Source organism: Chryseobacterium sp. CFS15 (assembly GCF_031118795.1).
Taxonomy (GTDB): Bacteria; Bacteroidota; Bacteroidia; order Flavobacteriales; family Weeksellaceae; genus Chryseobacterium; species Chryseobacterium indoltheticum.
The window spans coordinates 53,577-67,440 of sequence record NZ_JAVHYL010000006.1; the positions used below are offsets into that span (position 1 = coordinate 53,577).

15 protein-coding genes are annotated in these 13,864 nt (G+C 33.6%); 1 reads left to right on the top strand and 14 read right to left on the bottom strand.

The window, feature by feature from the left end; translation table 11 throughout:
- The first annotated feature begins 16 nt into the window (after positions 1 to 16).
- Positions 17 to 940: an AraC family transcriptional regulator gene (locus OH814_RS11160; protein ID WP_201135164.1), complete on the top strand. Its 924-nt coding sequence runs from the start codon at positions 17 to 19 to the stop codon at positions 938 to 940.
- A gap of 2 nt (positions 941 to 942) precedes the next feature.
- On the opposite strand, the gene OH814_RS11165 is transcribed toward OH814_RS11160, so the two are convergent.
- The 14 genes from OH814_RS11165 to OH814_RS11230 all read right to left on the bottom strand — a co-directional run bounded on the left by OH814_RS11165 (position 943) and on the right by OH814_RS11230 (position 13,800).
- Entirely contained in the window at positions 943 to 1,383 is a 441-nt protein-coding gene (locus OH814_RS11165) for a hypothetical protein (protein ID WP_308828203.1), read from the bottom strand.
- 53 nt (positions 1,384 to 1,436) lie between these two features.
- Positions 1,437 to 2,765: a hydroxymethylglutaryl-CoA synthase gene (locus OH814_RS11170; protein ID WP_308828204.1), complete on the bottom strand. Its 1,329-nt coding sequence runs from the start codon at positions 2,763 to 2,765 to the stop codon at positions 1,437 to 1,439.
- Positions 2,766 to 2,903: 138 nt separating this feature from the next.
- The gene (locus OH814_RS11175; protein ID WP_308828205.1) at positions 2,904 to 3,734 is read right to left on the bottom strand and encodes a T9SS type A sorting domain-containing protein; all 831 of its coding nucleotides are present in this window, start codon (positions 3,732 to 3,734) and stop codon (positions 2,904 to 2,906) included.
- A gap of 154 nt (positions 3,735 to 3,888) precedes the next feature.
- Positions 3,889 to 6,399: a M1 family metallopeptidase gene (locus OH814_RS11180; protein ID WP_308828206.1), complete on the bottom strand. Its 2,511-nt coding sequence runs from the start codon at positions 6,397 to 6,399 to the stop codon at positions 3,889 to 3,891.
- A 25-nt stretch (positions 6,400 to 6,424) separates the two neighbouring features.
- On the bottom strand, positions 6,425 to 6,643 hold the full coding sequence (locus OH814_RS11185; RefSeq protein ID WP_076562635.1) for a hypothetical protein: 219 nt from the start codon (positions 6,641 to 6,643) through the stop codon (positions 6,425 to 6,427).
- 64 nt (positions 6,644 to 6,707) lie between these two features.
- Positions 6,708 to 7,007, bottom strand: coding sequence for a hypothetical protein (locus OH814_RS11190; RefSeq protein ID WP_308828207.1), 300 nt, complete (start codon positions 7,005 to 7,007; stop codon positions 6,708 to 6,710).
- 8 nt (positions 7,008 to 7,015) lie between these two features.
- A complete protein-coding gene (locus OH814_RS11195; protein ID WP_308828208.1) occupies positions 7,016 to 7,351 on the bottom strand; it encodes a hypothetical protein in 336 nt (111 codons plus the stop codon).
- A gap of 45 nt (positions 7,352 to 7,396) precedes the next feature.
- Entirely contained in the window at positions 7,397 to 8,191 is a 795-nt protein-coding gene (locus OH814_RS11200; RefSeq protein WP_308828209.1) for a thymidylate synthase, read from the bottom strand.
- Positions 8,192 to 8,342: 151 nt separating this feature from the next.
- Positions 8,343 to 9,092, bottom strand: a complete 750-nt coding sequence (locus OH814_RS11205; RefSeq protein WP_308828210.1) for a glucose 1-dehydrogenase — start codon at positions 9,090 to 9,092, stop codon at positions 8,343 to 8,345.
- Between the two features lie 118 nt (positions 9,093 to 9,210).
- Complete coding sequence (locus OH814_RS11210) at positions 9,211 to 9,651, bottom strand: GreA/GreB family elongation factor (RefSeq protein WP_123885892.1); 441 nt, start codon at positions 9,649 to 9,651, stop codon at positions 9,211 to 9,213.
- 136 nt (positions 9,652 to 9,787) lie between these two features.
- Entirely contained in the window at positions 9,788 to 11,062 is a 1,275-nt protein-coding gene (locus tag OH814_RS11215; RefSeq protein ID WP_308828211.1) for an alpha-amylase family glycosyl hydrolase, read from the bottom strand.
- A gap of 256 nt (positions 11,063 to 11,318) precedes the next feature.
- On the bottom strand, positions 11,319 to 11,915 hold the full coding sequence (locus OH814_RS11220; protein WP_076562649.1) for a hypothetical protein: 597 nt from the start codon (positions 11,913 to 11,915) through the stop codon (positions 11,319 to 11,321).
- A gap of 130 nt (positions 11,916 to 12,045) precedes the next feature.
- The gene (locus OH814_RS11225; protein WP_076562651.1) at positions 12,046 to 13,077 is read right to left on the bottom strand and encodes a cell wall metabolism sensor histidine kinase WalK; all 1,032 of its coding nucleotides are present in this window, start codon (positions 13,075 to 13,077) and stop codon (positions 12,046 to 12,048) included.
- Positions 13,078 to 13,122: 45 nt separating this feature from the next.
- Positions 13,123 to 13,800 carry a response regulator gene (locus tag OH814_RS11230; protein ID WP_115620056.1) on the bottom strand — a complete coding sequence of 226 codons (678 nt, stop codon included), beginning with the start codon at positions 13,798 to 13,800 and terminating at the stop codon, positions 13,123 to 13,125.
- Positions 13,801 to 13,864: the final 64 nt, after the last annotated feature.

Sequence of the window (13,864 nt, forward strand, 5' to 3'; positions counted from 1 at the left end):
TCGAAAAATGTTAGAAATGAATGATAACAAGTTTTTATTAAATACTCCTGAATTAAAGAAGGAAAGCCAGCTTTTGAACATGGTCGAAAACCAGACATTATTCAATCTAAACAACTGTGAATTTAGCATTTACGAAACCCACAAGTCTGCTTACGGCGTAAAACTACATTTTGACAACATTGCATTTACAGCAATGCTCCGCGGTAGAAAGCACATGAAGCTGGAAAATAAAACCAATTATTTTGATTACCATCCCGGAGAAAGCATTTTGGTAGCTCCCGGAGAAACGATGGTCATCGATTTTCCTGATGCAGACGAAACTCCTTCTCAATGTATTTCTTTAAGCTTAAACCCAGAATTTATTGAAAATTCTCTGAATCACCTCAACTACAATTTTCCAAAAGTGGACGAAACCGCAACATGGAATATACAGCTGGATGAGTATTTTCTGTTTAATAATAAGTCTTTGGCTTCTGCAACCAACAATATTATGAGAATTGCAATGGATGACAATTCACAGAAAGATATTATGGCAGATTTTGCTTTGAAGGAATTACTAATAAGGCTGATGCAAACTCAGGCAAGAACTATGGTAGAAAAAAATATTGCTAAAAATAAATCGAGAATTGGTTTTGTGGTAGATTACATTAAGAAAAATATTCACCAAAAACTTTCTATTGACAGCATAGCGAAACTGGCTTATGTAAGCAAATCAAACTTCTTTAAAATGTTTAAAGATGAACTAGGAACTTCGCCTAATGATTTTATTCTTCAGGAACGTATTAACAGGGCAAAAGAACTTTTAGCTTTAAATAACAGCATCAAGGAAACTGCCTTTCAAACCGGTTTTTCTGATACCAATTATTTCACAAGAGTTTTTAAACAATTGGTTGGAGTGACGCCGAAAAGTTATCAGAATAAGATTATGTGTCATATTTAATTCTAATGACGATAAGTTCTTGTTGAATTAATATCAGTTTCATAAACATATTTTCCTTTATCTTTTTTAAGTAAATAAATCGTTAAACTTTTATCTGAACCACAATTTTCATCTACAGCTAGAAGTATTCTTTTTCTATCCTTTGAAAATAAAGGTTTCGATATTCTTGTTTTACACAAAATAGATTTTGAATCGGTATATTTATTTTTCACTAAAGAGGTATCAATCTGATATTTTTCATTAATAATTTCAAAATTCAAATCTGTAAACTCTTTTTCTTTCCAGTATTCTAATCCTTCTTTTAGATAAAATGGTTCTGAAGAAAGATTCTTCACACTTATTTTATGCTCATCAAAAAAGGTATTTATAATTTCGTAATCATTCTTTTTCTCAGTACATGAAGTGAAAGCAAAAATGATAATCAGATAAATTAAATTTCGCATATTATTTAGTCTAAAAACAAAGCACCTCAAAAGAGATGCTTTATTTATTATTTTTATCCTTTATAACCGTAATACCTCGCTCCTTTCAACACAGGATTTTCCAATTCCACAGATTCTAATCCAAATCCGGTGTAATCAGGATTTACAGAATGTTCCAACTGTTTTCTATGAAGCTTTTCGTAAGTATCGAAATCAATCGCTAAACGGTTTTTAAGATTTTCAAATAAATCCCATTTTGCAACGACAGTTTTCCAGTTTTCAGAAACTTTTCCGGCAAAAACTTTTGATTTTGAACCGCTCCCGTAACCTAAAAATCCTATTTCTTGACCTGATAATTCTTCATTTTCATTAAAAGAAGTCTGTAATGCTGAAAGTAAGGCCATAAAAATCGAAGCGGTATACATATTTCCTATTTCAGACGATGCACGCTGTGTTTTTTCAATTTTATTATTGATGAACTGAATATAATTTTCAGACTTTGCAACAGATTTTTGTTCTTCAGCATTTGAATATGGAAGTCCGTTTTCTAAGCTGTAAATTTCTGTAAAAACTCTTTTGCCATGAAATGCATACGGAAGGTGGAAAATAAGATATTTCCAGTTTTCTGAAGGCTTTGTTTTACCAGAAACCTCTTCATAATGCTGATAAGCTTCTCTGATTCTATCCTGATAACATTGGTTGGAATATTGCCCGTCAAAAACAGGTTCATCCGTAAAAATTTCTATTTTGTCTGGAAAAGATTCAGTAGCATTCTTTAAATCTTCTTTTTTGAAATGTCTTCTGGGTTTAAAAAAATCAAAAACAGATTCTGTAGCAATTCCCCAATTATTTTCAATTTCGATTAAATCTGGTTTCGCAGAAACGAGCAAAGCAACCGCACCTCCACCTTGAGTATATTCACCAGAAGAAGCCAGTTCGTACTTAGCATAATCACTTGCAATAACCACTGCTTTTTTATCAGGATTTACCCTTACAAAATCTAAAGAATTGTGAAGCGCATCTACTGCTCCGATGCAGGCAAAAGTCATATCTACCACATCACAGTTTTTGAAGCATCTTTCTCCGAACTCCGGTTCCAAAACTTTTTCTACCATCTGCATTGCATAAGAAGCTGTTGGTTTAGCGGCATCGATTGCGCTTTCTGTTCCCAAATAAATACGGGAAATTTCTTTGGGATTGATTTTGTAGTCTTTTATTAATTTCAGCAATGCTTCCGCAGCAAATGTTGCAGCATCTTCATGTACATCGGGGAAACCCATTTTATGTAAGCCTAATCCTTTTTCCAGTTTTGCAGGTTCAATTCCTCTTTTTTCTGCTAAATCCTTAATTTCCAAATACAAAGAAGGCACATAATATGCTGCTGCCTCAATTCCAAAACTCATAATCGTCAAATTTTAAACTAATTTATGAAAGATGTTGCAAAAAATACTGGATAATCGTCTATTTTTTTATTGATTAAACAAAAAAAGCATCTCGTTGGAGATGCTTTGAAATGATATTGTTGATTGATTAAATTTTAATTACTTTTTAATCATTTTGAATGTTTCTGTTCCTAATGCTGTTTCACCAGTTACAATATATGTTCCGCTTGGTAATGCAGAAACATCTAATCGACCTTGATCTGAATCTGTTTTGTGATACTGAATTTTTTGACCTACACTGTTATAAACTGTAATTTGACTCACTTTTTCACTGCTCTTATAATTCAATACATTTTGCGCAGGATTTGGATAATAGCTGATTGATGATTTCACAGTTTTCTTAACATCACTTACACTTAAATTAGCTCCTGAAACAACTACTGCATCTACTAATGTAGAATATCCGTAATCAGTCTCACACTCAATAGCAATTTGATACGTTGTAGGAGGAAGCCCTATTGACCCTGAAGACGTCCAAGCAGTAATATTAGAATGGAACTCAGCAAGCTGAACCCAAGCCGAAGTTGCTGAAGTTCTGTAAAATACTCTCAACCAGTTTTGATCAGAACCCCATAACTTATTTATATAATAAAAGCTAACTGTTGGGCTATTAACGCCCGACAAATTTAATACAGGGCTTACCAATTTTGTTTTATCAAAATTATGTGAAGTTCCGGGATAATTTGCAAATTTTGTTCCTTCGTACGCGGTAATTCCAGTTCCTCCCGTAGAAGCTGTGGAAGCAAATGTCCAAGACATATTATTTACCTCATAAATCTGAGTCCAGCTGGCTCTTGTAGGTGAGTTGTCTTCAAAAGTTTCTGTCCAGGGAAATGTAGTAATCTGTGCATTCATAAACGAAATCCCAAGAACCGCAATGGCAAGATATGTACGTTTTAATACAAATTTAGAAAATAGTTTTGTTTTCATAAAATCTTATTTTAAAGGTTTATCAACAAATATACTATTTATGTATTAAAATAACATAAAAAAAGCAAATACATTAACAAATATCCAAAAAGATATTTTCTTCAAATAAAAAACCACTGTCTAAACAGTGGTTTTTGTAAACATAAATTTTTATCTATTTAAAATTTTCAATCGCTTTATTGATTGCGTCAATTTGCGGATTGATACTTGATGCTTTTTGCGGATTATGCTTAAGAAGTTCCATTTTCTTATTGAGACCGTCTTTCAGCATTTGAGTAATCATCATTTTTACTTGCGGATTATTTCCCATCTGATCTTTTGCCTGCCCAAGAATCTTTGTGATACTTTCTGTAGCTTTTAAATTATCTGAAGTCATTATCCAGTTATATCCTTCTTCTGCCACTTTCCCCAATTCAGGATTCTGGAATTTTATAAAAGGATAAAATGCCGCAATCGGAGCAATATTTGCCATCTGCGAAGTCACTTTATTTTTAACAACAATAGGCAATAGCTGAGTCAGCATATCTTCAGAAGCTCCTTCCAAATTAATTTTATCAGCCAGCGTATTTACTTTTGAAGGATCTACAGCAACGATCGCCGCCAAAGAATTCCCTTTTACAGAATTGGAAACTGCATTAACTCCTTTTTCAAAAATAGGAACATATTTTTTATCCTTTGTTTTCGCTAAAGCCGCAATTGCTGCACCCTGAACTAAAGTTTTAGGATCATTTGAAGCCAGTTTTTCAACATCACTTCCCAAAGCTTTCATCTGCTCAGGATTACTTAGATCCATCAACTCCAAAGCCTTGATTCTTATTCTGAAGAAAGGATCTTTTATCGCTGCAGCCAATAATTTTGTAGCAGCCGGATTTTTGCCTACCTGATCTTTTATTGCATTTAAAGCAATGTACTTGCTTTTAAACTCTTTAGAATTGGTGAACTGTAAAAAGTTCTGCTCCGGAGTTTTAGACTCCGTAATATCAGCTAATAAAACGCCGTCTGCATTGATGTTAATTAAATCCGGATTTTTAGAAGAATCAAAAGTAAGTGTATTTTTTGCTGTGGCATTTGCCCAAACATTATATCTTTTTGGTTTACCGTTATCATAAACATCGATTGCCAAAGGAAATTCAAAAGGCAAATCCTGAGATTGGTTTAAAATAACAGTAACCTGTTTTTTTACCGGCTCAAAAGTATAAGTATAGTTTAGCTTTGGATTTCCATTTCCAAAATACCATTGATTGAAGAACCAGTTTAAATCTTTACCAGAAACTTTTTCAAAAGATAACCTCAATTGATGAGCTTCGGCATTCTTGTATTCGTTGGTTTTCAGATAATCTGTAATTCCGGCGAAAAAGGCATCATCACCCAAATAATTTCTCAGCATGTGAAGAATTCCGCCTCCTTTTTGATAGGTTACCAAATCGAAAACATCTTCACGAGAGCTATAATCAAATCTTACCAAATCTTTTTTGAAATCTGAAGGATTGTGGATGTAATGATTCACATCTTCCAACTGATGGTAATCTGCCTGATCTTTTCCGTATTTATATTCGTTCCAAAGATATTCTGAATAGTTTGCAAAAGACTCATTTACGGTAAGATTACTCCAGCTTTCTGCCGTTACCAAATCGCCGAACCAATGGTGGAATAATTCATGAGCAATGGTATCTTCCCATTTGTTCTCATCGATTAATTGTCCCGGCTTTTGAAGAATATCACTTCCATGAAGCGTTGCTGTGGTATTTTCCATCGCTCCGGAAACATAATCTCTTCCGGAAATCTGTGCATATTTTGCCCAAGGATAATCGTAACCTAATTTTTTAGAGAAAAAATCGATCATTTCCGGAGTGTTTCCGTAAATCTGTTTTGCATACGGTTCGTATTCCTTTTCAATATAATATTCTACAGGAACATTTTTCCATTTGTCTTTTACAACAGCGTAGTCGCCTACGCCCATGAAGAAAAGATAGGTTGAATGTCTTTTATCCATCACCCAATGATCGGTTCTTAAATCGTTGGATTCTTTTTTAGATTCTTTTAAAATACCGTTTGAAAGGGTAACGTATTTATCAGGAACCGTCATGAAGATTTCCTGTGTAGTCTTCTGATTCGGTTTATCAATTGTTGGAAACCATGCTGAAGAAGATTCAGTTTCACCTTGAGTCCAGATTTGTGTTGGCTTATCAGCATCTTTTCCCTGAGCATTGATGAAATAAAGACCCTTTGCATCATTAATAGCTGCACTTCCCTCCTGCTTCACTTCATTCGGACGAGACGTGTATTTGATGTACACTGTATAATCCTGGTTTCTCGTATACGTTTTATCAAGGCTTATCTTTAAAACATCATCTTTATACTCATATTTTAAAGGAGATTTTTTACCGTTATTATCTAAAGCCACTTCGTGGATCAACATTCCTTTTGCATCAAGCGTCAATTCATTAGAAGGATAAAAATACGGAGAAGCTGTTAACCATTCTTCGCCATTCATCTGCTCTTTTTGATAATCAAAATTGACTTTAAGTTTAGTATGCTTAAGCTCCGTAACTTTTGTGTGCGTTGCTCTGTAGACTTTTTCTCTTCCCGAAGTTTCTGTTTGTGCAGATACGTTTGCGGAGAATAAAACTCCTAGTATTGCAATAGATAAAATGGCTTTTCTCATCCTTTTCTATATTATTTTTTTTGAATTATTTTTTAATCAGAATATCAAAAATATCATTGACCAATGTTTCGTAATCACCTTTCTTCAACTGTTCTTTAGTTTTTGCGAAAGCTTTTTTAAGATCACTTTCAGGGTTTTCGTCGTCGATAATTTCGATATCATTAATTCCTTTTACCTGAAGCAAAAGTTCTTTCAATTTTTCAACATCCGTATTTTCTGCAATGGTTATTTTTAGTGATTTCATAAGCGATAAGTAGATATTTTGGCGTGAACGTTACAAAAAAAGTGAAGTTTTGTACTTCACTGGATTATTTCTTAAGGAGATTTTTTAATAATGAAGGATTCTTTTTATTAGCCCAGAACAGAAGTATTTTTATTGTGTGTTCAGATTCAAATTCAAAAAAAATAGTTACCTGCTTTTTTCCAATTAAAGCATAATGAATTTTCCTGTCAAAAGTTTTGTAAACACGAGGTTTTATTATTTTATCATCTAACGAAGAAAGAAAAGCATAATAATCTTGAAGAAGAGAATCCAACTCTCTTTGAGTCCATTTATGTTTAAGAAAATCGGTAATTTCTTGGAGAGTCTCTTCTGCCAATTCGGTCAATATAACCTTCATTTTTTGAAATACTGACTTAGTAGCTCATCTGTAAGCTCCTTTACTTTTCCTTCTTTAGCTTGACGCAGGCTTTCTTTTAATAATTGGTCAATAACATTTTTTTCTTTTTCTAAAAAAAAATCATCCGTAAGTTCCTGATATTTTCCTTTTTTGTAATCATTTTCACTTTGTTCCATTACTTTTCCAAAATTTCCAGAATTCTCAATTTCTTCCCACGAATAAGTTTTATCATTTTCTGAAATCTCAATATGATTAATTCCTTTTATCTGAGACAAAAGTTTTTTAATGAAAGGAACATCTGCATATTCGTCTAAACTGATTTTAATTTCCATAATTTCAGGATTTTAATCAAAGTTAATGATTTTATTACTAAAAGGTTATATCGCAACCGGAGCTTTGATTCCAGGATGCGGATCGTAATTTTCTAAAGTGAAATCTTCAAAATTGAAATCGAAAATATCTTTGATTTCAGGATTGATTTTCATGGTTGGTAACGGTCTTGTCTCTCGGGAAAGCTGTTTATTAACCTGCTCAAAATGGTTGTTGTAAATATGCACATCACCAAAAGTATGCACATAATCACCAACTTCTAATCCGGTAACCTGCGCAACCATCATTAATAAAAGCGCATAACTTGCAATATTAAAAGGAACTCCCAGAAAAACATCTGCACTTCTTTGGTACAATTGAAGCGACAATTTTCCGTCTGCGACATAAAATTGAAATAAAGCATGACAAGGCGCCAAAGCCATATTTGGAATTTCAGCTGCATTCCATGCAGAAACGATTAACCTTCTGGAATCAGGATTTTTTTTGATCTGTTCGATTACTTCAGAAAATTGGTCAACTACTTTTCCGTCGGCACCGCTCCAGCTTCTCCATTGTGCACCGTAAACAGGACCAAGGTCTCCATTTTCATCGGCCCATTCGTTCCAAATAGATACTCCATTATCGGTAAGATATTTGATATTGGTATCTCCTTTTATGAACCAAAGCAATTCATAGATAATAGATTTCAAATGAACCTTTTTAGTCGTAACCAAAGGAAATCCTTTTGACAAATCATAACGCAACTGGTATCCAAAAACACTTCGTGTTCCTGTTCCTGTTCTGTCGGTTTTATTGGTTCCGTTATCTAAAATATGCTGGAGTAAATCGAGGTAGTTTTGCATTGTGAAAATTATCAGCTTCAAATTTAAAAAAAACAAAGTTTAAAATCTTCATTTAAAACTTAAAGTTATCATATCAATACGATTCCCTTTTTCAATCAAAAAAAAAGCATCCATAAAAATGAATGCTTAAACATTTTTATTTTCCGAAATATTAAACTGCGGTATATCCACCATCAACCAAATAATAACCTCCCGTCATAAAAGATGATTTTTCAGAACTTAGGAAAAGAACCAATTCGGCAACTTCTTCTGATGTACCCAATCTTCCCATCGGATGTTTGGCAATCAATGCTTTTTTATGCTCAGCATCCAACTGATTCAAAAGAGGAGTATCAATATAACCAGGTCCGACTGCATTACAACGAATGTTTTTTTGACCGTATTCTGCTCCGATATTTTTTGTTAAACCAACAACAGCATGCTTTGTCGAGGTATAAGCTGATGATAATGGTGCTGCAACAGTTCCGTGGATTGATGCGATGTTTACGATAACCCCGCCTCCATTTTTTTCCATTTGTGTCAATTCATATTTGCAACCGTAGAAAACACCATTGAGATTAATATCGATCACTTTTTTCCATCCATCAAGACTGTAATCTCCAGTTTGATTCGCTTCACCACCAATTCCGGCATTATTAAAGGCAATATCTAATCTTCCGTACGTTTCCACAATTGTTTTTACCAAAGCTTCCACTTGTTCGGCATTTGAAGTATCTGCTTTTACAAAAGTTGCCTCGCCACCTGCAGATTTTATTTCTTCGACGGCAGATTTTCCATGTTCTTCATTAATATCTGAAACGATAACTTTTGCGCCTTCTTTAGCGTATAATTTTGCAATAGCAAGCCCAATTCCTGAACCCGCACCTGTAACCAATGCTACTTTATTGTCTAGAATATTCATAATAAATATGTATTAATTATGATTTAGATCAACAAAAATTATGCAAACAGAACTTTACAATAGTTAATTATTTCACAATTGATTCTTTTTGAATCAATAATATTTTTTAAATTAAAATCTATTGAATTTCAATAATTTGCTGATTCATATTATTGAGTGAGAAACGATCGTTTTCTTTTTTCCCATACATTGCTTTTGCCAAAGGAGATTCTGGAGAAATGCAGATGATTTTTTGATTTTCAAAACTAACTTCACCTAAGGAAACTGAAATAAAAAACAAACCTTTTTCAGTCTTTACAATTGCTCCTTTTTCTGCTTTATCAGCTATTTTCGGAAGCACAGTTTTTAGAAAATCTTTCTGCTTTACAACTTCATTTAACTGAATTTGCAGATTATTAATTTCCTGCTGAAGCATTTCTCGTCCTGTTTCGTATTTGTCACCCATCGAGCTTTTGGTATCATTGCTTGAAGCTCGGGTTTCTGCAATAAGCTTTTCTAGGTTGTTGATTTTTTCGGATAACTTTGATTTAATAATATCTAAAAGTAATGATTTATTCATATTAAATTGGGCTAAAGCCTTTCTGTAGTTCATTAAAAAGCGGGCTAAAGCCCGCTCGTATTCCTAATATATTTTTAAAGTTATGTATTTTGATTTAATCTTAAAAGAAAATTTCATCTAATAACTGTCAGCGAACTTATTTTTCGAAAACAGCGTAATCGGAAACTTTAAAGCTGAAATCTTTGCCATTGCTGAAGTCTCTTTTTGTACCATCAAAAATATTTTTAAAAATTCCAGACACATTTTCATCATCAATGGTAAATTCAACGTTTTCTTTTGAGAAATTAAGCACCACTAAAACCTCATTCCACTTATTTTTTCTGATGTAAGCAAAAATTTTATCATTCGCTGAAGTGCTTAAAAGATAAGTGACTACATTTGAATCACCGCCTCTTAAAGCAGGATTTGAAGATTTCAGATACAACAAAGTTTTATAAAAATCAGCCATTTTACAGTCATTCGTCCATTCTATCGGGTCTTTTTCAAAAAATTCTAATCTTTTCAGATTGGGAAGTTCCTGCCCGGAATACAATAACGGAATACCATTCCAAGTCGCTGAGAATACAGCCATTGCTTTTGTAATATCGCCGTACTTTTCGTACTCTGTTCCGTTCCAGGAATTTTCATCATGATTGGTGGTAAACCACGCTCTCATAGAGGAATCTCCTATTTGAGAATATTTTCTCAGCAGATCTACAAGCTCTTGAATCGGCTGATTGTCTTTATAAAATTCAGCAGATTTGTGCATCCATTTCCAAGAATAACTGGCGTCAAACACTTTACCATGTTCCGGACTTTCTAATTCATCAAATTCACCAATCCAGAAAAGAGGTTTTATTTTTTCAACTTCAGGTCTTGCTTCTTCCCAAAAATCTACCGTTACCCAAGAAGCCAGATCGCATCTGAAGCCATCAATATTTGTTTCTTCGATCCAAAACTTCATCGCATCAATCATGGCTTTCCTCATGTCCTGATTTTCATAATCGAGCTCGATAATATCATCCATTCCGGATGCCATTTTGAAATCGCCATTTTCTTTCAGATAAAATTCAGGATTCGTTTTCGTCCAAACATGATCCCAACCTGTGTGATTGGCAACCCAGTCGATGATTACTTTAAAACCTAAACGATGCGCTTCATTCACCAAATGTTTGAAATCATCCATCGTCCCAAACTCTGGATTGATCGACGTGAAATCTGAAGCCGCATAAGGACTTCCTAAACTTCCTTTTTTATTTTTTTGAGCAATGGGAGTAATCGGCATAAACCATAATGTTTTAACACCCATGTTTTTCAGACGCGGCATTTCTTTTTCAAATGCTCTGAAAGTGCCTTCCTTAGTATATTGTCTTACGTTAACTTCATATATATTGGTGGTGTGTTTCCATTCCTGAGGTACATCCATATTCATTGTCATTTTTTAGATAAATGAAATATTTCTATTTCCTTTATAAGTTTTAAGCTGAATTTATTTAGCAAAAATAAGAAATTGAGTTTTAAAAAATATTTACACGATTTGATTATGTCTATTTTCTTGAAAATCTCTTTTTCCCTTAAAACCAAAGGAACAAAAATTCAAGACTGTAATTTCCTGCTAAAAATTATGAATTAAGTCAAAATTATTTTAAACGAAAAACCCTGAATATTACTTCAGGGCTGTATTTTATTTATCTTTCGTTGTCATCGTCTTCTTCATCGAAAACATCATCATTATAATCATCTTCTTCATCGTCATCGAAATTGTCATCTTCATCTTCAAAGCTGCTACCACTTACGAAATCATCATCAAAACTGAAATCATCATCCAATAAAGGCATTGCAGATTTTTTGTTTTTTGATCCTCCGGCGCTTCCGTTTTTACCCGGAGCTTTTAAAGGAGCATTTCCGAATCTGTACGTTGTAATCGGGTAGTTTACACCTTTCGTTTCGTCTACAACTTCTACCAATTCGCAGAAAAATTCCCAAAGATCAAGCAGACCATACTGGAACTGTGCTTTGTCTCCTGCTGACTCAAATGCTTCATCGATGTATACATCTGACATAATTTCGCCATCACCATCATCACTCATATCTTCCAGTGGTACGCTTTTTACAACAGTACCATCTTCTTCGAGAAGATTAAAAGTAGACAGCTCATCTCCACTAAGGTTGAATGCACTTTTAATTCCCAAATGTAAGTTCCAGAGTGTTTGTTTTCCTTTGATTTCTACATCGCGGAAAATGTCTTCTTTCGTATCTAATATTACACGGATTTTGTAAACCATATCAGTATTTCAATTACTTTTTGCCTTATTTATTGTGATAAATTCTTGTTGCAAATATATAATAAATGAGATTTTACAAAAAATATTTAATAATTTTTTAGAAACTTTTTTTTCCTTACATTTCGCAAAATCATTTACTTTTCTCGAGCATAAAACTGAATTTTGTACCTTCCAGGTAAACACTTTCTACCGTAATATTTTCGTTATGAGCCTCCAGGATGTGCTTCACAATGGCTAGCCCTAATCCTGAACCACCCTGTCTTCTGCTTCGGCTGGTCTCTACTCTATAAAATCTTTCAAAAATTCTTGGTAAAAGTTCGGCTTTTATTCCCATACCGTTATCAATTACTTCGATAAGTACTTTATTTCTGAGAACACTTGTCTTCACCACGACTTTCGCTTCCTGCCTGTTGGCGTAGTGAATAGCGTTTGAAATCAGATTAATAAAAACCTGAGACACTTTCTGCTTGTCGGCCTCCACAAAAATCTGGCTGTGCAAAGTCTGAAGCTGCAAAACAGTATTGTTTTTTTCGGCTTCCAGATCGAGCAGGTCAAAAATTTCTTTAATAAGAATATTAACATCAAATCTGGAAACGGTAAGATTGATCTCACCGGCTTCCAATCTGTTGATCATGTCGAGATCATTAACGATAGCTATCAATCTTTCTACAGAGATCCCTATTCGTTCCAAATATTTATCACGGATGGTCAGATTATCTACTCCACCGTCAACTAAAGTTTCTACGTAACCCTGAATAGAAAAAAGTGGTGTTTTTAGCTCATGTGAAACATTGCCGATGTATTCTTTACGGTAACTTTCCATTTCTTTCATCATATCCATCTCGGTGAGCTGCTGCTGATTAAAATCTGAAAATCTTTCTCCGAGTTCTTTCAGTGTAATATTATTTTGATCGCTGTAAATTATTTCTTCAGGAAGAATTTTCGAGATCTTTCTTACCTGTTTTTTTGCGTAATAATTAAAAAGTAGTTCTAAAACAACATAATTAATAATAAACATCAAAACAACACACAAAAAAAGGCCAATCTTAAACTGAGATGTATTATAATAGATATCTTTTAGCGAATCGAATATAATCACTAAAACAAACATCACCAATGTAAGCAGACATGATGAAACTAGGGTAAGCCTGTAAAATTTCAATTTTACAAAATTTATAGGTTAAATGTAAAGTTAGTCTTTTCTGAGTTAAACAATCAATTTATACCCAATTCCTTTTAAGGTCTGAATCGTGTTGATTCCTAATTTTTCTCTCAGTCTACGGATATGTACATCGATTGTTCTTTCACCAACAATTACGTCATTTCCCCATACTCTTTCAAGAATTTCCTCTCTTTTAAAGACTTTTTCTGTGTTTGAAGCTAAAAGATAAAGTAAATCGAATTCTTTTTTCGGTAACAAAAACTGCTGTCCGCTTTTTGAAACTCGGAAGTTATCTTTATCGATTACCAAATCGCCAATCTCAATAAGTTTAGCATTATCAGAAACCTGAGAAGTCAGCTGAAGCAATGCATTTACTTTAGAAATAAGAATTTTCGGTTTGATAAGCTTTACAATATAGTCGTTTGCTCCTGCCTGAAAGCCAGCCAATTGAGAAAACTCTTCACTTCTTGCAGAAAGAAAAACGATAAGAGATTTTTGCAGCTCTTTTACTTTTCTAAGTTCCTGACAAGTTTCGATACCGTCTTTTTCGGGCATCATTACATCTAATAAGATCAAATCTGGAATAATTTCTTTGGCTTTTACTATACCTTCATTACCATTTGTAGCGGTATAAATGTCGTAACCTTCCTTTTCCAGATTGTAAGACAGAATCTCTAGAATATCGAGTTCATCGTCTATTAGAAGAATTTTCTTTTGGTTCATTTTCAATTTTTACGTTTCAAAGTTAATCAATTTTGAATGATGGATTAACACAATGGTTATCGTT